This is a genomic window from Cellulosimicrobium sp. NPDC057862 (assembly GCF_042797035.1).
Taxonomy (GTDB): domain Bacteria; phylum Actinomycetota; class Actinomycetes; order Actinomycetales; family Cellulomonadaceae; genus Cellulosimicrobium.
Genome location: NZ_JBHVMH010000014.1, coordinates 1 through 20,068, shown reverse-complemented (window position 1 = coordinate 20,068; position 20,068 = coordinate 1). Strand labels below are relative to the sequence as shown.

General features: G+C 74.0%; 15 protein-coding genes and 1 pseudogene. 12 read left to right on the top strand and 4 right to left on the bottom strand.

Annotated elements, in window-relative coordinates; all coding sequences use genetic code 11:
- Window positions 1-18: 18 nt before the first annotated feature.
- On the bottom strand, window positions 19-492 hold the full coding sequence (locus ACFVN3_RS15895; RefSeq protein WP_378233886.1) for a hypothetical protein: 474 nt from the start codon (window positions 490-492) through the stop codon (window positions 19-21).
- 235 nt (window positions 493-727) lie between these two features.
- On the opposite strand from ACFVN3_RS15895, the gene ACFVN3_RS15890 reads away from it, so the two are divergent.
- Entirely contained in the window at window positions 728-976 is a 249-nt protein-coding gene (locus tag ACFVN3_RS15890) for a WhiB family transcriptional regulator (protein ID WP_021481972.1), read from the top strand.
- A gap of 186 nt (window positions 977-1,162) precedes the next feature.
- Here ACFVN3_RS15890 and ACFVN3_RS15885 read toward each other — a convergent pair whose 3' ends face one another.
- Entirely contained in the window at window positions 1,163-2,644 is a 1,482-nt protein-coding gene (locus tag ACFVN3_RS15885; protein WP_378233967.1) for a sensor histidine kinase, read from the bottom strand.
- Window positions 2,645-2,790: 146 nt separating this feature from the next.
- On the opposite strand from ACFVN3_RS15885, the gene ACFVN3_RS15880 reads away from it, so the two are divergent.
- From ACFVN3_RS15880 to ACFVN3_RS15850, 7 genes are all read left to right on the top strand, one after another.
- Window positions 2,791-3,291 (top strand): DUF2505 domain-containing protein, encoded by a 501-nt coding sequence (locus tag ACFVN3_RS15880; protein WP_378233885.1) that lies wholly within the window; start codon window positions 2,791-2,793, stop codon window positions 3,289-3,291.
- A 262-nt stretch (window positions 3,292-3,553) separates the two neighbouring features.
- Window positions 3,554-4,888: an ABC transporter substrate-binding protein gene (locus tag ACFVN3_RS15875; RefSeq protein WP_378233884.1), complete on the top strand. Its 1,335-nt coding sequence runs from the start codon at window positions 3,554-3,556 to the stop codon at window positions 4,886-4,888.
- 124 nt (window positions 4,889-5,012) lie between these two features.
- Entirely contained in the window at window positions 5,013-6,137 is a 1,125-nt protein-coding gene (locus ACFVN3_RS15870; protein ID WP_378233883.1) for a carbohydrate ABC transporter permease, read from the top strand.
- Entirely contained in the window at window positions 6,134-7,054 is a 921-nt protein-coding gene (locus ACFVN3_RS15865) for a carbohydrate ABC transporter permease (RefSeq protein ID WP_378233882.1), read from the top strand. The genes ACFVN3_RS15870 and ACFVN3_RS15865 overlap by 4 nt, the downstream gene beginning before the upstream one ends.
- A gap of 266 nt (window positions 7,055-7,320) precedes the next feature.
- On the top strand, window positions 7,321-8,856 hold the full coding sequence (locus ACFVN3_RS15860) for a glycoside hydrolase family 1 protein (protein WP_378233881.1): 1,536 nt from the start codon (window positions 7,321-7,323) through the stop codon (window positions 8,854-8,856).
- A 55-nt stretch (window positions 8,857-8,911) separates the two neighbouring features.
- The gene (locus tag ACFVN3_RS15855) at window positions 8,912-9,928 is read left to right on the top strand and encodes a LacI family DNA-binding transcriptional regulator (protein WP_378233880.1); all 1,017 of its coding nucleotides are present in this window, start codon (window positions 8,912-8,914) and stop codon (window positions 9,926-9,928) included.
- A 78-nt stretch (window positions 9,929-10,006) separates the two neighbouring features.
- Window positions 10,007-11,233 (top strand): DNA glycosylase AlkZ-like family protein, encoded by a 1,227-nt coding sequence (locus ACFVN3_RS15850; protein WP_378233878.1) that lies wholly within the window; start codon window positions 10,007-10,009, stop codon window positions 11,231-11,233.
- 64 nt (window positions 11,234-11,297) lie between these two features.
- Here ACFVN3_RS15850 and ACFVN3_RS15845 read toward each other — a convergent pair whose 3' ends face one another.
- Entirely contained in the window at window positions 11,298-14,900 is a 3,603-nt protein-coding gene (locus ACFVN3_RS15845; protein WP_378233877.1) for a proline dehydrogenase family protein, read from the bottom strand.
- A 53-nt stretch (window positions 14,901-14,953) separates the two neighbouring features.
- On the opposite strand from ACFVN3_RS15845, the gene ACFVN3_RS15840 reads away from it, so the two are divergent.
- From ACFVN3_RS15840 to ACFVN3_RS15830, 3 genes are all read left to right on the top strand, one after another.
- Entirely contained in the window at window positions 14,954-15,703 is a 750-nt protein-coding gene (locus ACFVN3_RS15840; RefSeq protein WP_378233876.1) for a helix-turn-helix domain-containing protein, read from the top strand.
- Between the two features lie 141 nt (window positions 15,704-15,844).
- Complete coding sequence (locus tag ACFVN3_RS15835) at window positions 15,845-16,663, top strand: aldo/keto reductase (protein WP_378233875.1); 819 nt, start codon at window positions 15,845-15,847, stop codon at window positions 16,661-16,663.
- Between the two features lie 206 nt (window positions 16,664-16,869).
- On the top strand, window positions 16,870-18,114 hold the full coding sequence (locus ACFVN3_RS15830; protein WP_378233966.1) for a Glu/Leu/Phe/Val dehydrogenase: 1,245 nt from the start codon (window positions 16,870-16,872) through the stop codon (window positions 18,112-18,114).
- 27 nt (window positions 18,115-18,141) lie between these two features.
- Here ACFVN3_RS15830 and ACFVN3_RS15825 read toward each other — a convergent pair whose 3' ends face one another.
- Window positions 18,142-18,972, bottom strand: coding sequence for a tryptophan-rich sensory protein (locus tag ACFVN3_RS15825; RefSeq protein WP_378233874.1), 831 nt, complete (start codon window positions 18,970-18,972; stop codon window positions 18,142-18,144).
- 431 nt (window positions 18,973-19,403) lie between these two features.
- On the opposite strand from ACFVN3_RS15825, the pseudogene ACFVN3_RS15820 reads away from it, so the two are divergent.
- A pseudogene (locus tag ACFVN3_RS15820) lies at window positions 19,404-19,974 on the top strand (transposase); the annotation flags it as partial.
- Window positions 19,975-20,068 lie beyond the last annotated feature (94 nt).

Genomic DNA, 20,068 nt, shown 5'->3' with positions numbered 1-20,068 from the left:
CCAGGCGCGGCCCGGGTGTCAGGCCGCGGTCCGGGAGTCGCGGGTCGTGGCCTCGACGACCGGCCGCAGCATGAGGAGGACGAAGACCACCACGGCGAGCACGAGCGCGGCGACGACCCACGGCGTGACGCCCACCTGGAGCGAGCTGATCGCCACGACGGCCTGGAGGATCTGCCACGTCGCGACCGGCGACCGTGCCCAGCGCCGCCCGCGCAGCAGGCCGCGCAGGCTCGCGGCGAGCACCGCGGCGACGCCCAGCGCGAAGACGACGAGGAACACGCTGACCCCGAACGACTGCGACCCGCCGCGCACGAGCTCGACGAGGAGGAGGACCGCGCCGACGACGAGGACCGCGACCTCGATCCCGACCCCGACGAGGAGCGCGGTCAGCGCCGGAGGTCGCGACGCACCGTCGGGCGCCGGATCAGGCGTCGGGACGGGCGTCGTCGGGGGCTGCTCGGGCGGCGGTCCGGAGGGCTTGCGGGGAGGCACGATCACCCAGCGTACGCGCCGACCTGCGGCTTCACACCCGTGTGACGAAGACCTCACGATTCATGCGACGGAAACTTTCTCGTAACCCCTTGTGCTGCGCTTCACGAGGTGTGAACCTGGTTCAAGCATCAATCACCCCGCCTCGAGCCCTGGTCCAGGCAGCCCCCTGCCGGGCATCACCGCGACGAGTCATCACCTCGCGACCAGGCTCCCCTCTGCCAAGGAGACGACGATCATGGACTGGCGCCACCGCGCAGCCTGCCTCGACGAAGACCCCGAGCTCTTCTTCCCCATCGGCAACACCGGACCCGCGCTCCTCCAGATCGAGGAGGCGAAGGCCGTGTGCCGTCGCTGCGACGTCGTCGACACGTGCCTCAAGTGGGCCATCGAGTCCGGGCAGGACGCGGGCGTCTGGGGCGGCCTCTCCGAGGACGAGCGCCGCGCCCTCAAGCGCCGCACCGCCCGCGCGCGCCGCGCCGGCTGACGACGCTCCACCACGCTCCGCCCACCGCGGGCGTCGAGCAGCACGTCCACGACGGGCCGTCACCCTCCGGGGTGGCGGCCCGTCGTCGTGCCAGGCAGCCGTCGTACCGGGCAGTCGTCCCCGGCGGAGGCCGGGGTGACCGGCCGGGACGTCGTGCGTCTCGGTGAGGCGTGCCGGGACGAGGGCTCAGCCCTGCCGGTTGCCGTCGCGCAGGACGAGGGCGAGCACGACCTGGGTGCCCCCGCCCGGACGCGGGCCCCACTCGATGGTGCCGCCCAGCTCGTTCGTCACGAGCGTGCGCACGATCTGCGTCCCCAGGCCGCTCTTCGCCGCCTTGCCCGCCCGGGCGACGTCGCCGTCGGGCATGCCGATGCCGTCGTCCGCGACCACGATGCGCAGCGCGGAGCCCTCGCGCTCGACCGCGACCTCGACGGTCCCGGTGTCCTGCTTCGCGAGGCCGTGCTCGACCGCGTTGGTGACGAGCTCGGTGAGGATGAGCGCGAGCGGGGTGGCGTCCTCCGCCGGCACGAGGCCGAAGCTCCCGGTGCGGACCGTGCGCACGCTCGTGTCCGCGGACGCGACGTCGGCGGCGAGTCGCAGGGCCCGGCCCACCATGTCGTCGAACTCGACCTCCTCGTCGAGCGTCTGCGACAGGCTCTCGTGCACGAGAGCGATCGTCGCGACGCGACGCATGGCCTCCTCGAGGGCCGCGCGCGCCTCGGGCACGTCCATGCGGCGGGCCTGGAGGCGCAGCAGCGCGGCGACGGTCTGGAGGTTGTTCTTCACGCGGTGGTGGATCTCGCGGATCGTCGCGTCCTTGGTGATGAGCTCGCGCTCGCGCCGCCGGAGCTCCGACACGTCGCGGCACAGCAGGACGGCGCCGATGCGCTGGCCCGACTCGGTGAGCGGCAGCGCGCGCAGCGAGAGGGCGACGCGCTGCGCCTCGATCTCCGTGCGCCACGGCGCGCGGCCCATGACGACGAGCGGGAGCGACTCGTCGACGGGGGTCTGGTGCTCGATGAGGTCGGCCGTCACCTCGGCGAGGGACCGCCCGACGAGCGGGCCGATGACGCCGAGGCGGTGGAAGCAGCTCAGCGCGTTGGGGCTCGCGTAGAGGACCTCGCCCTCGGAGTTGAGCCGGATGAGGCCGTCGCCGACGCGCGGGGCGCCGCGGCGCGGGCCGGTCGCCGCGTTGGGGAAGGGGAACTCGCCGCGCGAGATCATCGCGATGAGGTCGTCCGCGGCCTCGACGTAGTTGAGCTCGAGACGGCTGGGCGTGCGCCCGCTGCCGAGGTTGGTCTGCCGCGCGACGACGGCGATCGCGCGCCCGGCGTGCAGGACCGGGATCGCCTCCTCCCGGACCGCGTACGCGCCGAACCAGCGCGGCTCGCGCGAGCGCTGCGAGCGGACCTCGGTGAGCGCGCGCTCGAGCTGCGGACGCTGCCCCTCGGGGGCGAACGAGCCCACGATGTCGTCGTAGTGGACGGTCGCGCCGGTCGACGGGCGGCACTGCGAGACGGCGACGAAGTTGCCGTCGGTCGTGGGGAGCCACAGGACGAGGTCGGCGAACGCGAGGTCGGAGATCACCTGCCAGTCGCCCACGAGCAGGTGCAACCACTCGTTGTCCGCCGGGCTGAGGTCGGCGTGGCGGGAGATGAGGTCACTCATGGCAGACACGGACCCCAGCGTAAGGGGGTCGGACCGGTAGAGTCCCCTCAGCGCCCGCGCGCGCGGTCGCCCGAACCCGCCGACCGACCCGGCTGCCGGCCCGCCAGGGACCGGCAGCAGGTCGGCCCAGGGCCCGAGGAGGTCCCGTGCACCTGAGCGTCGAGCTCCGCTACCCCGCCGCCGTCCCCGTGGTCGGCGCGATGCTCGCCGACGAGGAGTTCGTCCGCTGGCGCGCCGCACGCTCGGGTGGTGACGGCGCCCACGTCGAGCAGGTCGACGTCACCGGCGGTGCTGCCGACGGGTTCACGGTGACGGTCCGCCGCACCCTGCCCACCGACCAGATCCCGGCCCACGTCCGGTCCTTCGTCGGGGGCCAGCTCGAGATCCGGCAGGCGGAGGCGTGGGAGCCCGAGCGCGACGGCGAGCGGTCCGGGACCGTCTCGCTCGAGATCACCGGCGCTCCGGTGCGGCTCACGGGCACGGTCACGCTCTCGCCCGAGGGCGACAGCACCGTGGAGCGCTACGCGGGCGAGGTGAAGGCCTCGGTGCCGCTGTTCGGGGGTGCGATCGAGCAGGCCGCCGCCGAGGCCGTCCGCGCCGCGCTGGCGGCGGAGGAGTCCGCAGGCCGGGAGTGGCTCGCCCGGTGAGGTCGCGCGCGGCTCCGGCGCGCCCGCGGAGCCGGTCTCGAACCGGTAACGATTTCCGCCGAACCCGACCGCCCGGTAGGTAGCAGCAACGCTCTCACCTGCGGTGATGCACGTGTGGGAGCGCGACCACACCGCGTCGAGGGCGATCGGCGCTTGACACGGGTTCGGCCGGGAAAGCACGATCACTCCGTTGTGTGGAAGCGCTACCACATTGGAGGTGGGAGCGCTGCCACGACCCCGCCCCACCGACAAGGGAGTCACCGTGCTGAGCAGCACCCGTACGACCCGCCGGCCCCGCAAGGCGATCACCGCCGTCGCAGGCCTCGCGGCCATCACCCTCACCCTGACCGCGTGCTCGAGCGGCTCCGGCTCGAACGACGACGAGACGGGCTCCGGCGACGGGGAGAAGATCACCCTCACCGTCGCCACGTTCAACGACTTCGGCTACACCGACGAGCTCCTCGCGGCGTACACCGAGGAGCACCCGAACGTCACCGTGAAGCAGACCAAGGCGGCCAAGTCCGAGGACGCGCGCACCAACCTCACCACCAAGCTCGCCGCCGGTGGCGAGGGCCTGGCGGACATCGAGGCCATCGAGGTCGACTGGCTCCCCGAGCTCATGCAGTACCCCGACCTCTTCACCGACCTCACCGACTCGGCGCTCGACGGCCGCTGGGTGGACTGGAAGGTCCAGCAGGCCACGACGACGGACGGCAAGCTCATCGGCTACGGCACCGACATCGGCCCGAGCGCGATCTGCTACCGCCAGGACCTCTTCGAGGCCGCCGGCCTGCCGACCGACCCCGCCGAGGTGGCGGAGCTCCTCGGCGGCGAGGACGCGACCTGGGACGACTACTTCGCCGCGGGCGCGACCTTCGTCGCCGCGAGCGACTCGGCCTGGTACGACTCCGCGATGTCCATCTCGCAGGCGATGGTCAACCAGATCGACAACGCGTACGAGGAGTCCGACGGCACCCCCAAGGACCTCGCCTCGAACCAGCCGATCATCGACATCTACGACACGGTGCTCGAGCAGTCCACGACCAACGAGCTCTCGGCCGGCCTCGAGCAGTGGTCGGGCGACTGGGACGCGGCGTTCCAGAACGACGGCTTCGCGACCATGATCTGCCCGGCGTGGATGACCGGCCCGGTCGAGGAGCGCTCGGGTGGCGTGACCGGCTGGAACGTCGCAGACGTCTTCCCCGGCGGCGGCCTCAACTGGGGCGGCTCGTTCCTCACGGTCCCGGCCTCGGGCCCGAACGCCGAGGCGGCCAAGGAGCTCGCCGCGTGGCTGACCGACCCGGCGCAGCAGACGACGGCCTTCGAGAACGCGGGCACGTTCCCGTCGCAGATCGAGGCGCAGGAGTCCGACGCGGTGCAGTCGTTCACCAACGACTTCTTCAACGACGCCCCGGTCGGCACGATCTTCGTGAACCGTGCGCTCGCGATCGACAGCGCGCCGTTCAAGGGCGCCAACTACTTCTCGATCCACACGACCGTCCAGGACGGCATCAAGCGCGTGGACGTCGAGAAGACCGACGACGCCGCAGCCTCGTGGCAGAAGACGCTCCAGTCCTTCCAGGACCTGGGTCTGTGACCTGACGGGGCCGGGGCGGCACCACGGTGCCGCCCCGGCCCCGCTCGCGTCCTCCGCCGGGCGCCGCCGCCCCGGCGGCCGCCCGACCGCCGTCCAGCAGTCACCAGCAGCCCAGGAATCCCACATGGCCGTCCTCTCGCCCACCCAGCCCTCCCCGGGGCTCAGCGGGCCGACGCCGCGGTCCCCGCGACGCGTCGGCTTCTCCCAGCGCCTGAGCCGCTGGGACGTCAAGGTCTCGCCCTACCTCTACATCTCGCCCTTCTTCATCCTGTTCGCGATCACGGGGCTCTTCCCGCTCGTGTACACGGCCGTGGTGTCGGTCTACGACTGGAACCTGCTCGGCGGTCAGGGCGACTTCGTCGGCCTCCAGAACTACACGGACGTGCTCGCGCAGCCGACGTTCTGGAAGTCGCTGCGCAACACCGTCTCGATCTTCGTCCTGTCGTCCGTGCCGCAGGTGATCGCCGCCATCGCGATCGCCGCGCTGCTCGACCAGAACCTCCGCGCCGCGACGTTCTGGCGCATGGGGGTCCTGCTCCCGTACGTCGTCGCCCCCGTCGCGGTCTCGATGATCTTCGGCCGCCTCTTCGCCGACCAGTACGGCCTCATCAACGAGCTCCTCGGCTTCGTCGGCATCGAGCCGATCCGCTGGCACGCGGACGCGCTCGCGAGCCACGTCGCCATCGCGTCGATGGTGAACTTCCGCTGGACCGGGTACAACGCGCTGATCTTCCTCGCCGCGATGCAGGCCGTGCCGCGCGAGCTGTACGAGGCCGCGATCATCGACGGCGCCGGCCGCGTCCGCCAGTTCTTCTCGGTGACCGTCCCGCAGATCCGCGCCACGATCATCTTCGTCGTCATCACGTCGACCATCGGCGGCCTGCAGATCTTCGACGAGCCGCGCATGTTCGACGCGCAGGGCCTCGGCGGCGCCGACCGGCAGTGGATGACGACCGTGCTCTACCTCTACGACGTCGCGTGGGGCAACCAGAAGAACTTCGGGCGTGCGGCCGCGGTCGCCTGGCTGCTGTTCCTCCTCATCATCCTCATCGGGATCGTCAACTTCCTCGTCACCCGACGGATCGCGACGTCCAACGCCCAGCCACGCCCGCCGCGGTGGGTCAGACGGCGTCGTGAGGCCCAGAAGCGCCTGCGCGCCCAGGGTGCCATGTCTGCCCAGCGCTCCGCCCCGGGGAACCAGGCGCCCGACACGTCCGCCGCCAGCACGACCGACCGGAGGAAGCGATGAGCTCCGTCCCCGTCATCGCCCAGACCGCCGGGCCGGGTGCGGCCCGTGCCGCCGCCCGACGTCGCGGCGCCGGGAAGAACGTCGGCGGCACCCAGCGCCGCCCCCGGTGGGTCACGTACACGATCCTCGGGATCGTCCTGCTGGTCTCGATCTTCCCGCTGTACTTCACGCTGATCCTGGGCTCGTCCACGCCCGAGGAGATCTCGCGGAGCGCGCTGCCCCAGCTCCTGCCGGACGCGAGCCTGTTCGACCGGTTCGCCGAGGTCATGAGCTCGGACGCGATCAACTTCTGGTTGGCCGCCTGGAACTCGGTGGTCGTCGCGGTCCTCACGTCGCTGTCCGTCGTGCTGTTCTCGACGCTCGCCGGCTTCTCGTTCTCGAAGCTCCGGTTCCGGGGCCGCGGGCCCCTGCTCGTGTTCGTCATCGCGACGATGGCGGTCCCGACGCAGCTCGGCGTCATCCCGATGTACATCCTCATGTCGGACCTCGGGTGGATCGGCAAGCTCCAGGCCGTCATCGTGCCGGCGCTCGTCACCGCGTTCGGCGTCTTCTGGATGACGCAGTACCTCGGTGAGGCGCTGCCGTACGAGCTCATCGAGGCGGCGCGCGTCGACGGCGCGTCGATGTTCCGCACGTTCTGGTCGATCGCCCTGCCTGCGGCCCGCCCGGCGGCGGCGATGCTCGGCCTCTTCACGTTCGTCCAGCAGTGGACGAACTTCTTCTGGCCGTCGATCGTGCTCAACCAGAACAACCCGACGCTGCCCCTCGTCGTGAGGTCGCTCCAGTCGAACTTCTTCGTCGACTACTCGCTCGTCATGGCGGGGATCTTCCTCGTGACCCTCCCGCTGATCGTCATCTTCATCTTCACCGGCCGCCAGCTCGTGGCGGGCATCATGCAGGGCGCCGTCAAGGGCTGACGCCCGGCGCCACCGCGCGGCCGCGCACCACCCCGGTGCGCGACGCCCGCGCGGCAGACCGTCGCGGGGGGGGGGCCCCCCCCCCCCCCCCCCCCCCCCCCCCCACCCCCCCGCCGGGAAAACACCCCCCAACCCCCCCAGGCCCCGGCCCCCCCGCCCCCCCCCCCCCCCCGGGGGCGCCCCCCCCGCGGGCCAGCCCGTGGCGGGGGGGGGCCCACCGGCCCGCCCGCGCGCCAATCCTCGACCTCTCGAAGGACAATCGACCCATGACCAGCTTCGTCCCGTCCGCGCCCCTCCTCCCGAACCCGGCGACCGCGACCGGACGCGTCGAGATGCCCCCGGGCTTCCTCTGGGGGGCCGCGACCGCCGCGTTCCAGATCGAGGGTGCGGGGCACACCGACGGCCGCACGGACTCGGTGTGGGACGCGTTCGCCCGCGTCCCGGGCGCCGTCGTGAACGGAGACGACGGCCTGGTCGCGTGCGACCACTACCACCGGTACCGCGAGGACGTCGCGCTCATGCGCGAGCTCAACCTCGGCACGTACCGGTTCTCGACGTCCTGGGCGCGCGTCCGTCCCGACGGCGGCGCGCCCAACCCGGCCGGCATCGCGTTCTACGACCGTCTCGTCGACGAGCTGCTCGGCGCGGACATCCTGCCGTGGCTGACGCTGTACCACTGGGACCTGCCGCAGGCGCTCGAGGAGAAGGGCGGCTGGACCTCGCGCGACACGGCCTACCTCTTCGCCGAGTACGCCGTGACGATGCACGAGGCGCTGGGTGACCGCGTGGGCGTGTGGACGACGCTCAACGAACCGTGGTGCTCGGCCTTCCTCGGCTACACCGCGGGCGTGCACGCGCCCGGTCGCCAGTCGCGCGAGGACGGCCTCGCCGCGGCGCACCACCTCCTGCTCGGCCACGGCCTCGCCGTCCAGGCACTGCGCGAGCGCGCGCCGGAGGCGAACCTCGGCCTGACGCTGAACTTCACGGTCTCCGACCCGGTCGACCCGCAGGACCCCGCCGACGTCGACGCCGCGCGCCGCATCGACGGGCAGTTCAACCGGATCTTCCTCGACCCCGTCTTCCACGGCGAGTACCCCGCGGACGTCCTCGAGGACGTCGCGCCCTACGGGCTGCTCGACCACGTCAAGGACGGCGACCTGGAGATCATCTCGACGCCGATCGACACGCTCGGGGTCAACTACTACAACGGCGGCGCCGTCTCGGGGCACCCGCTGCCCGCGACCGAGGCCGGCGGCGGGACGCGCCCCGAGGGCGTGCGCGACGAGCCCGCGGACGAGGCACCGGTCCGCACGACGTCGTCCCCGTACCCCGCCGCCGACGACGCGCACGACCGCTCGCGCGGCCTGCCCCGGACGGACATGGGCTGGGAGGTGCAGCCCGAGGGGCTGACGCGCCTGCTCACGCGCCTCCAGCAGGACTTCACCGGCCCGCGCGGCGTGGCGATGTACATCACCGAGAACGGCGCGGCCTACCCGGACCAGGTGGCCGAGGACGGCACGGTGGACGACCAGGACCGGCTCGAGTTCATCGACGCGCACCTGCGCGCGACGCGCGACGCGATCGACGCCGGCGCCGACGTGCGCGGGTACTTCGCATGGTCGCTCCTCGACAACTTCGAGTGGGCGCTCGGGTACACCAAGCGGTTCGGCATCGTCCGCGTCGACTACGAGACGCAGGAGCGCACGGTCAAGGCGAGCGGTGCCTGGTACGCGCAGGTCGCGCGCGACAACGCCGTCCCCGCGCGCGACGCGTCCGCCGCGGACACCGCCGCCGGGGAGTGACGACACGGTGAGCGGGGCGGTGCGGTCGGGCGAGCGGGCGCGGGATACTGTCCTGATGAACAGCCTGCGCTCCGCGCCGACCCTGGACGAGGTGGCCCAGACGGCGGGTGTCTCGCGCTCGACCGCGTCGCGCGCGATCAACGGCGGCCTGCGCGTGTCGCCCGAGGCCCAGGCGGCGGTCGACGCCGCCGTCGCCCAGCTCGGCTACACGCCCAACCGCGCCGCCCGCTCCCTCGTGACGCGCCGCACCGACTCGATCGCCCTCGTGGTCCCCGAGCCGGACGAGCGCATCCTCACCGACCCGTTCCTCGCGGGCACGATGCGCGGCGTCAGCGCGGCCCTCGGCGGCACGGACCTCCAGCTCGTCCTGCTGTTCGCGCGGCCCGACGAGCAGCCGGGCCGCATCGTGCGGTACCTGAGCAGCGGGCACGTCGACGGCGCGATCGTCGCGTCCCACCACCGCGACGACGAGCTCGAGGAGGCGCTGCTCGCGGCCCGGCTGCCCGCGGTGTTCGTCGGGCGTCCGTTCCGCCCGACGCCCGACCTCCTCTACGTCGACGTCGACAACGTCGAGGGCGGCCGCCTCGCGGCGCGCCGGCTCGTCGAGGCGGGCCGCCGTCGGATCGCGACGATCGCCGGCCCGCAGGACATGACGGCCGGCGTCGACCGGCTCACGGGCTGGCGCGAGGTGCTCCAGGGTGCCGGTCTGCCCGACGACGCGGTCGAGATCGGCGACTTCGCCGTCTCGGGCGGCGCCGCGGCGATGGAACGGATCCTCGCCTCGCACCCCGACGTGGACGGCCTGTTCGTCGCCTCGGACCTCATGGCGGAGGGCGCGCTGCGCGTCCTCGCCGCGCACGGGCGCGTGGTTCCGGGCGACGTGTCCGTCGTCGGCTTCGACAACCTCGCCACCGCCGCCTCGACCGTGCCGCCGCTCACGACGGTCCAGAACCCGATGGTCGAGATGGTGCGCGGCGCGACGGACCTCCTGCTCGACCTCGTCGGCGGACGCGGGGACGAGATCGCGTCGCAGGTCCTCTCCCCGGAGCTCGTCGAGCGCGACTCGGTCTGACCGGCGACGGCAGGGCCCGCCAGGACCCGGCCGCACCGACCCCGTGGCGGCGTGGGTGGGCGACCGTAGCCTGAGGTCGTGAACCCGTCCTCGGCTCCCCCGACCGCGGTCTCCCGGGCCGACGTCCTCGCCGCGCGCTGGCACGCCCAGCAGCTCGACCGGGCGCCGGGCACGGCTGCCTCGGCCGGCGACGTCGCCGTGCTCGACCTGGGCGTGCAGGACACGGGGCCCGACGGCGCCGCCTGGGCCCTCGCCGTCCGTGGCGCCCCGGCCCTGGGTCCGGGCACCCTGCCGCCGGACCTCGTCCTCGCGTGGACCCTGCGCGGCGCGCCGCACGTCTACCGTCGCGCGGACCTGTGCGACGTCGCGGTCGCGACCGCCCCGCTCTCCGAGGCCGACGCCGCCAAGCGGGTCTTCGACGCGAGCAAGCCCCTGCGCGCTGCGGGCCTCGCCGTGCTCGACGCGCTGCGCACGGAGGCGCGGCTCGAGCGCGAGATCGTCGTCAAGCCGACCGTCAAGGGGGACCTCTCGACGCGGCTCACACAGCGCCTCCCCGAGCCGCACCTGCGCTGGTGCCGGTCGTGCGGCGCGACGCACAGCTACGAGCAGACGTTCCGCCTCGCCGCGCTCCAGGCCGGGCTCGAGCTGGAGCCGGGCACATCGCCGCCGGTGCTGCGCCGCGTCCCCGGACTCGAGCCGCCGCTCTACGGCCGGCTCGGCGGCGAGGCCACTCCGCGCCTCGACGTCGTGCGCGGTTACCTGCGCTTCTTCCCCGCCGCGAGCGTCCAGGACGTCGCGGGCTTCCTCGACGCACCGGTCAAGGACGTGCGGGCCCACTGGCCCGACGACGCGGTGCGCGTCGAGGTCGCCGACGACGGCGTGCGCCCGGCCGAGCGCTGGGCCCTGGCCGACGACGTCGAGCGGCTCCGGGACGCCGCGGTCCGACACCGCGACGTGGGGCCGGGCACCGGTGCCCAGGCGGTCCGGCTCGTCGGTCCGTACGACCTGTACCTCCAGCTCCGCGACCGCGCCACGCTCGTGGCCGACGTGGCGCGCGCCAAGGACCTGTGGCGCGTCCTCGGCCGGCCCGGGGCGGTGCTCGCGGACGGCGAGGTCGTCGGGACGTGGCGACCCCGCGCGTCGGGCCGGCGGCTCACGGTCCTCACGGACCCGTGGGTCCCGTGGGACGCCCGACTCACGGACGCCGTCGCCGAGCAGGCAGAGAGCCTGCGCGCGTTCCGCGGCGCCGGCTCGGTCACCGTCGCCCCCACCGCGCCGACGGAGAGCCCTGGTCGCGCGAGGTAGCGGCCCGGCCGCCGAGGTCGAGGCCCGGCCGTGACCGTGCCCCTGCCTCGGCAGCGATGCGGGCTCAGCGCTTCACGTGGCCGTACCGGTGCGTCGTGCGGCTGACGGCCTGCTCGTGCAGGACCGTGAGCAGCTCGCGGCGGCCGCTCGCGACGACGGGGTGGTCCAGGACCGTGACCTCGCCGACGCGCTCGGCCGCGGCCTCGTGCAGCCCCGGCGCGGAGCCGACGACGCGGACGCGGCCCCGGACCGCTCCGGACGCGACGCGGCGCGCGAAGTCGTCGTCGCTCACCGCAGCGTCGCCGGTGCTCGACACGACGATCGCCGGCACCCCCGCGGTGCGCGCGGCGTGCAGGACGCGCTCGACCTCGACCGGCAGCGCGTCGGTCCCGACGCGCACGGTGAGCACGTCGACCGGGCGGTAGCGGAACACGTTCGACTCGACGTGCAGGCCCGAGGGGTCGTGGCCGACGGAGAACTCTCGCTGCCACCACCGCGCGTCGTCGGCCTGCGCCCACGCGAGCCACGCCTCGGGCGCTGCCTCGCGCGCGGGCGGTGCGGCGTCGGCAGGCGCGGCGCGCCCGGGCGCCGTGGTGCCCGGCGACGTGCCTGCGCCCTCGTCGGTGCCCTCGCCCGCCGCGTCGGCCCAGCGGCCGAGCTGCGCGACGTAGTTCGGCCCGCCGGCCTTGGCGCCCGGCCCGACGGCCGACTGCTTCCAGCCGCCGAACGACTGCCGCTGCACGATCGCGCCGGTGATGTGCCGGTTCACGTAGGCGTTGCCCACCTGGACGGCGTCGAGCCAGCGCTCGACCTCGGCGTCGTCGAGGCTGTGGATGCCGCCCGTGAGCCCGAACGGGACGGCGTTCTGGAGCGCGATCGCCTCGTCGAGCGTCGCGGCGGTCATGATCCCGAGGACGGGTCCGAAGTACTCGGTGAGGTGGAACGGCGACCCGGGCGCGACACCCTCCTTGAGACCGGGCGTCCAGAGGCGGCCCTCCAGGCCCGGCCCGCCGTCCAGCCGCCGGGGCCGCACGAGCCACGACTCCCCCGGATCCAGGGTCGTCAGCGCGTGCAGCAGCTTGCCCGAGGCGGGCTCGGTGAGCGGTCCCATGGTCGTCGAGACGTCGGTGGCCGGACCGACGGCGAGCGAGCGCACCGCGTCCACGAGCTGGCGCCGCACACGGCGTCCGGTCTCGGTGCGCGGGTCGCCGGCCGAGCCGACGAGGATCGCGAGCGACGCCGCCGAGCACTTCTGCCCCGCGTGCCCGAACGCCGAGCGCACGAGGTCGGCGACCGCGAGATCGAGGTCCGCCGACGGCGTGATGACGAGCGCGTTCTTGCCCGACGTCTCGGCGAGCACCGGGCGCGACGGCTTCCACCGCGCGAAGAGCTGCGCGGTCTCGATCGAGCCCGTGAGCACGACGCGCGCGACGTCGTCGTGCGTGACGAGGCGCGTCCCGAGCTCGTCGTCGGGGACGCGGACGTACTGCACGACCTCCGTCACCGAGCCCGCGTCCAGCCCCGCGAACTCCCCCGGCGCGGCCGCGACGGCGTCGCGCAGGCCCGCGTGGATCGCCTCGACGGCGACCTCGAGGCAGCGCGGCGTCGGCGGAGCGGGCTTGGCGAGTACCGCGGACCCGGCGGCGAGCGCCGCGAGGACCCCGCCGACGGGGATCGCGACGGGGAAGTTCCACGGCGGCGTGACGAGCGTGACGCCGTCGGGCGTGAACCGTGCCCCCGGGACGCGGTCCAGGTCCTCCGCGGAGCGCGCGTAGTAGGTCGCGAAGTCGACGGCCTCGCTCACCTCGGGATCGGCCTCGGCGACGGTCTTTCCCGGCTCGTGCACCATCGCGGCGACGAGGTCGGTGCGCGCCTCCTCGAGCCGCCGGGCGACGGCGCGCAGCGCGGCGGCGCGGGCCGTCGGGGCGACCCGCGACCACGCCGCGGTCGCGCGCACGGCGGTCGCGACGGCGTCGTCCACCTGCGCGGTGGAGGTGAGCTCGGGCGTGCGCACGGCCACGAACCCGGACTCGGGCCCGGTGACGTGCCGAGCCCAGTCGCGCGACGCCGCGACGGCGGGATCGGTGTCGGCGGCGTTCGCGAACCCGGTGCCGAACCCGGGCTTGCGGGCGGGTTCGGCGTCGTCCGTACCGACAACCCCGGGTTCGACGGGGAGGCGGGGCCGGCGGCGGGGCGTCACGTCGGCGTCGGCGTAGTGCACCCCATGGTGCACGGACGTGCGGAACGCGGCCTCCTGGCGCTCCATGGGGCTGCCCGCGGGCGATCCGCCGGGCGCGAACATGGCGTGGAGGAAGTTCTGCTCGGCGGCGTTCTCCTCGAGGCGGCGCACCAGGTAGGAGATCGCGACGTCGAAGTCCTCGTCGCGCACGACGGGCGTGTACAGCACGACGCGCCCGCCCCGCCCCGCGTGCGGGCCCGTCTCGACCCGGTCGGCCGCGACCTCGTCGCGCACGGCGCGCGCCTCGCCAGGGGCCATGCCCTGGAGCATCTCGACGTCGAGCGCGTGGCTCACGCCGCGGGCGCGGCCGAGCAGCACGGCGAGCGCGACGTGGAACAGGTTGTGGCTCGCGACGCCGATGCGCACGGCGTCCGTGCGGGGCTCGCGCAGCGCGTGGTCGAGGAGACGGACGTAGTTGGCGTCGACGTCGGGCTTGGTCGGGTACGGCGCCTGCGGCCAGCCGTGCAGCTCGGCCTCGACGGCCTCCATGGCGAGGTTCGCGCCCTTGACGAGTCGCACCTTGATCGGCACTCCCCCGGCGGAGACGCGCTCGGTCGCGTACCGCGTGAGCCCGTCGAGCGCGCCGAGCGCGTCCGGCAGGTACGCCTGGAGCACGACCCCGGCCTCGAGGTCGTGCAGGTCGTCGTGCGCGAGGATCTCGCGGAACACCGCGGTCGTCAGGGCGAGGTCCTTGTACTCCTCCATGTCGAGGTTGAGGAAGACCCCGTGGTCGCGCGCCGCCCGGTACAGCGGCAGCAGCCGCTCGACGACGCGCTCGCACGACCCGTCGAGGTCCCACGTGACGAGCTGGGACGCGACGGACGACACCTTGACCGACACGTAGTCGACGTCGGGCCGCCGCACGAGCGCGAGCGTGCGCTCGAGCCGCGCGTCCGCCTCGGCCTCGCCGAGCACGGCCTCGCCGAGGAGGTTGACGTTGAGCGCGTAGCCCTCCGCGCGGGTCCGGGCGAGGTGCGGGCCGAGGCCGCGGCCGGCGTCGGCCACGAGGTGACCCACGAGCTGGCGCAGCCGCACGCGCGCCGCCGGCACGACGACGCGCGGCAGCACCGGCGCGACGCCCGCCCCGACGCGCAGCAGCGTCCGGTCGACCGGCCCGAGGAACGAGCCTGCGCTCCCGGCGAGCTCGCCGAGGCGGCCGAGCGCCCGCGCGGCGACGTGCACGTCCTGGGGGCGCGCGACGTCGTCGACGAACCGGACCGCGAGCTCCAGGCCCGCGGGGTCGGAGACGAGCGCGCCGAGCCGCTCGGCGGTCTTCCGGGCCCGGGCGTCACCTGCGCCTTCGCTGGCCGCGAGCCAGCGGCCGGCCAGGGTGACGGCCTCCTCGACGAGGTCCTCCGGGGAGGTGAGGGTCGTTCCGCCGACGGCTCCGGGGGTGGGGAGCGGCCGGGCGGGCGCGTCGTTGCTCATCCCTCCAGGGTGCCTCGGGTCGCCGTGACTCGTCTTGTACGATCCGGGGCGACATGGCACCCGTTCGCGACAACCTGTGGCCCGAGGGCGCGGCGCTCCTCGCGGCGCTGAGCCCGGCGATGGTCGCGCTCATGGACGAGCTGCCGGACACGATGTTCTGCGCCAAGGACGTCACGGGCCGGTACGTCGCGGTCAACCCGGTGTTCGTCGCACGGACGAACGAGCGCTCGCGCCGCGCGGTGCTGGGCCGGCGGGCGCGCGACCTGTTCGTCCCGCAGCTCGCGGAGCGCTACGAGCAGCAGGACGCCGAGGTGCTGCGGGGCCGCGCGCTGCGCGGCGAGCTCGAACGGATCCGGCGGCTCGGCGGCACGTCGGGCTGGTTCCTCACGTCCAAGCTCCCGGTGCACGACGACGCGGGCCGCCTGGTGGGGATCGTGTCCGTCTCGCACGACCTGCGGGCGGGCGCCGCGGACGACGCGACGATGGACTCCCTCGCCGCGCTCGTCGCCGCGGTGGAGGCGGACCTCGGGGCGCGCTGGACGACGGCGCGGCTCGCCGAGGCGGCCGGGTCCACGCCCGCGGTGGTCGACCGGCGCGTGCGGCGCGTGTACGGCGTGACGCCGCGCCAGCTCGTGCTGCGTACCCGGGTCGACCACGCGACGCGCCTGCTCGCCGGGAGCGCGGCGTCGATCGGCGAGGTCGCGGCGGAGAGCGGCTTCTACGACCAGCCGTCGTTCACGCGCACGTTCGCGCGCCTCGCGGGCGAGACCCCGGCCCAGTACCGCCGCCGCACCCGCCGCTGACGGCACCCCACGTCCCGCTGCCGAACCCGGGGTTGTGGTCGCCTCACGCGCCGAACCCGGGGATGTCGCCGGGCTCGGCACCAGGCGGGGGCGGGGCGCGCGCGGTGGCGCGCGACGGCGTCGGGCACGGAGACTGGCGGCATGACCTCCACCAGCTCCTCCCCCGGCGCCTCCGCCGGCCCTGTCCCGACCGTCGACCTGCCCGGCGGCGCAATGCCGCTGCTCGGGCTCGGGACGTGGCAGTCCGAGGGCGACGACGCGTACCGCGCCGTGCGCCACGCGCTCGACGTGGGCTACCGGCACGTCGACACCGCGACGGGTTACGGCAACGAGGCGCAGGTCGGGCGCGCGCTCGCCGAGTCGTCGGTGGACCGCGCCGACGTGTTCGTCACGACCAAGCTCCCGCCCGACGCCGCCGGGCGCGAGCGGGAGACGCTCGAGGCGTCGCTGCGCGACCTCGGCACCGACCACGTCGACCTGTGGCTCATCCACTGGCCGCCGGCGGGCGAGGCGTCGCCGTGGGTCTGGGAGCGGTTCGTCGAGCTGCGGAACGAGGGCAAGGCGCGGTCGATCGGGGTGAGCAACTACTCGGTCGAGCAGGTGGACGTCATCTCGGAACAGGTCGGCGAGGCGCCCGCCGTCGACCAGATCCCGTGGAGCCCCGCCGACTACGACCACCGCCTCGCGCACGAGCTCGCGCAGCGCGGCGTCGTCCTCGAGGGCTACAGCCCGTTCAAGCGCACCGACCTCGACGCGCCCGTGCTCGCCGAGGTCGCGGCCGCGCACGGCGTCACCCCGACCCAGGTCGTGCTGCGCTGGCACCTCGACCACGGGTTCGTCGTCATCCCGAAGTCCGTGACGCCGGAGCGCATCGAGGCGAACTTCCAGGTGACCGGGTTCACGCTCACGGCGGACGAGCTCGCGGCGATCGACGCGCTGGGGCACCGCCGGGGCGCGTGAGCGGCGAGCGCCCCCTCCGGAGGTAGCGTGACCCTCGGTGCCGCACACCCCCGCGGCACCGAGGAGAACCTCGAACCGGAGGAACCGTGACGACGACGTCCGTGCCGCCCACCACCACGAGCGGCGACCAGATCCCTGCCGACCACACGACCAGCATCCGTCCCACCCCCACCCCGGGCGCAGCCCCCGCCGACACCGCCCGCCAGGTGCCCGCCTCGGCCCTCGACACCGCGAAGGCGCAGCTCGCCGGGGCGGTGCAGGTCCTCGGCTACGACGACGGCCTGCACGAGATGCTCGCGACCCCGCGCCGCGAGGTGAACGTCGCCGTCCCCCTGCGGCGCGACGACGGCCGCACCGTCCTCTTCCACGGCTACCGCGTGCAGCACAACGTCTCGCGCGGCCCCGGCAAGGGCGGGCTGCGCTACGCGCCGAGCGTCGACGTCGACGAGGTCCGCGCGCTGGCCATGTGGATGACGTGGAAGTGCGCGATCGTCGACCTGCCGTACGGCGGGGCGAAGGGCGGGGTCGCGATCGACCCGCGCTGCTACTCCGACGCCGAGCTCGAGCGCGTCACGCGCCGCTACACCTCGGAGATCATGCCGGTGATCGGCCCGGAGCGGGACATCATGGCGCCCGACATGGGCACGAGCGAGCGGACCATGGCCTGGGTCATGGACACCTACTCGGTCAACCAGGGCTACACGATCCCCGCCGTCGTGACGGGCAAGCCCATCACCGTGGGCGGGTCGCTCGGGCGCACGACGGCGACCAGCGCCGGGGTCGTGCACGTCACCGCCGCGGCGCTCGACGAGGCGGGCGTGCCGCTGTCGGAGGTGAGCGTCGCGATCCAGGGGTTCGGCAAGGTCGGGTCGCACGCGGCGGCGCTGTTCGCGGCGCGCGGGGCGCGCGTCGTCGCGGTGTCCGACCAGTACGGCGGCGTGCACGACCCGGACGGGCTCGACGTGCGCTCGCTGTTCGAGCACGTCGCGTCGACGGGCAGCGTCGTGGGCTTCGACCGCGCCGACCCGATCGACAACGACGCGCTGCTCGCGCTGGAGGTCGACGTGCTGGTCCCGGCCGCGGTGGAGGGCGTGCTCGACGGCGACACCGCGCGCACGGTGCGCGCCCGCTGGGTCGTCGAGGGCGCCAACGGGCCGACGACCGCCGAGGGCGACCGCGTGCTCGCCGCGAACGGCGTGACGGTCGTGCCGGACGTCCTCGCGAACGCGGGTGGCGTCGTCGTCTCCTACTTCGAGTGGGTCCAGGCCAACCAGGCGTACTGGTGGACCGAGCAGGAGATCGGCGAGAAGCTCGAGCACCGCATGCTGCACGCGTACGACGAGGTCGCGGGCCTCGCGCGCCGCGAGGAGCTGAGCCTGCGCGACGCCGCGCTCGTCATCGGCGTGCAGCGCGTGGCGGAGGCCCACCAGATCCGCGGCCTCTACCCCTGACGCGCGGCGTCCCGCCCGGCGCGCGGGTCAGCCGCGCGCCGGGCGGGTCGCGGCGACGAGGGACGCCACGAGCGCGACCACGGACGCCCCGACGGCCGCCCAGGCCACGGTGGTGTCCACGAGCTCGCCCTGGAACCGCCCGACGGCGATCCACGCGAGACCCCACGCCATCGCGAGGCCGACGCCGAGCGCGACCGCGCGGCGTCCGGCGGCGAACGCCGCCCACGCGACGGACAGCGCCGCGGCGAGCACGACGAGCACGACCGACCAGCCCGTCGCGCCGAGCCCGAGGTCTCCGGCACCCGCGTCCGCGAGCGCCGCGGCGACGTTCGCGAGCGTCGCGACGCTCACCCAGCCGGTGTACAAGCCCATCGTCCCGTCGAGCACGACGGCCTGGGCGGTCGACTCCGGCCGCCGGCGTACCAGCCGCACGACGACCACCGCGTTGACGGCGAGCAGCGCCGCGATGACGACGACGCTGAGCGGGATCCACCCGGCCTGCACGACACCGATCCACGCGGCGTTGAGGACCATGGAGACGAGGACCCACCACGCAGTCGCACGCAGCCGCGGGCTGGAGGCGTGGCGGGGCAGCACCTGGTAGACCGCGAAGACGAACAGCCCGAGGTAGATCACGGACCAGATCCGGAACGCCGGGTTGTCGGGCGCCACGGGCGTGGCGGTCGAGGACAGAGCGCCGCCGGCGGTCTGCTCGACGGCGGTGCCGCCGAACGCGCCGGCGCCGTACGCCGCGGCACCGGCGGCGACGAGCGAGCCGACGAGGACGACGACCTGGCGGACACGGTCGGAGGGCGCGGGCGCGGGGACGGCGCCCGCCGGGACGGCTGCTGTGGTCATGCCTCCAGCCTGACATCACTCAGCATGCTGAGCATCTGGGGAGAGGCTCACGCTACGCCACGCCCTCGGGAAGCCGAGGCCGGGCCCGCGCCGTATGGCCGTAGGGGTCGCAGGGCCACCCACGGCGGCGCAACCTGCCACTGGCCGCGCCATCTGTACCGTCCCGGAGCCAGGCGGTCGCCGCCGAACCGGGCTCGCATGACGAGGGATCAGAGCGCAGAACACCGGACGGCGAGGCACCGTGGGGGTGGGTGTCGACGCCTCGCCATCGGCTGGCGGCAACACACCACCCGGGTCGGTGATCACGAACCACGATACGACTTGAGCGGAGAGAGGGGTCTGCTGGACGGATAGGCGACAGGTCAGGGTGTCACCTGTTCGTGCAGCAGACCCACGTTCCCCACGGTGACGTGCGGGTTCGGGTGGTGTAGCGGCAACGGATCTGGCGCTGCCCGGAGGCGGCATGCCCTCGCGGGTCGTTCGTTGAGCAGGTCCCGGCACTGGTCGCGCCCCGCGGCTCGATCACCTGTCGGGCGGTGGCGTGGGCGATCGGGCAGCTGCGTGGTGAGCACGCCACGATCGCGGGTTTGGCACGCCGACTGGGAGTCTCCTGGTGGGCACTGTGGCGCCTAGTGCGTCCCGAGCTCGAACGCCTCGCCGCAGACGAGTCCCGCTTCGCCAGGGTCAGGAGCCTCGGGGTCGACGAGCACGTCGGGCACCACGGCGACCGACGCACGAAGGGTCCCAAGGAGCTGACCGGGATGGTCGACCTCACCCGCGACGAGGACGGACGTGCATGCCCGGCTGCTGGACCTGGTTCCGGGCCGGTCGCAGAAGGCCTACACCGACTGGCTGACCGCCCATGGTCAGAAGTTCCGCCAAGGTGTGCAGGTCGCGGCGTTGGATCCGCTCGGCGGCTACAAGTCCGCCATCGACGACCAGCTGCAGGACGCCACCGCGGTCCTGGATGCGTTCCACGTCGTCAAGCTCAGCACCCAGGTGGAGCCTGACCCGGTTTCCCGGACAGGTTCTGTTGGTTGATCATGCCGCGAGGTCGGCGGCGGTGTGAAGGGTTTCGAACTCGGTGGGGCTGCGG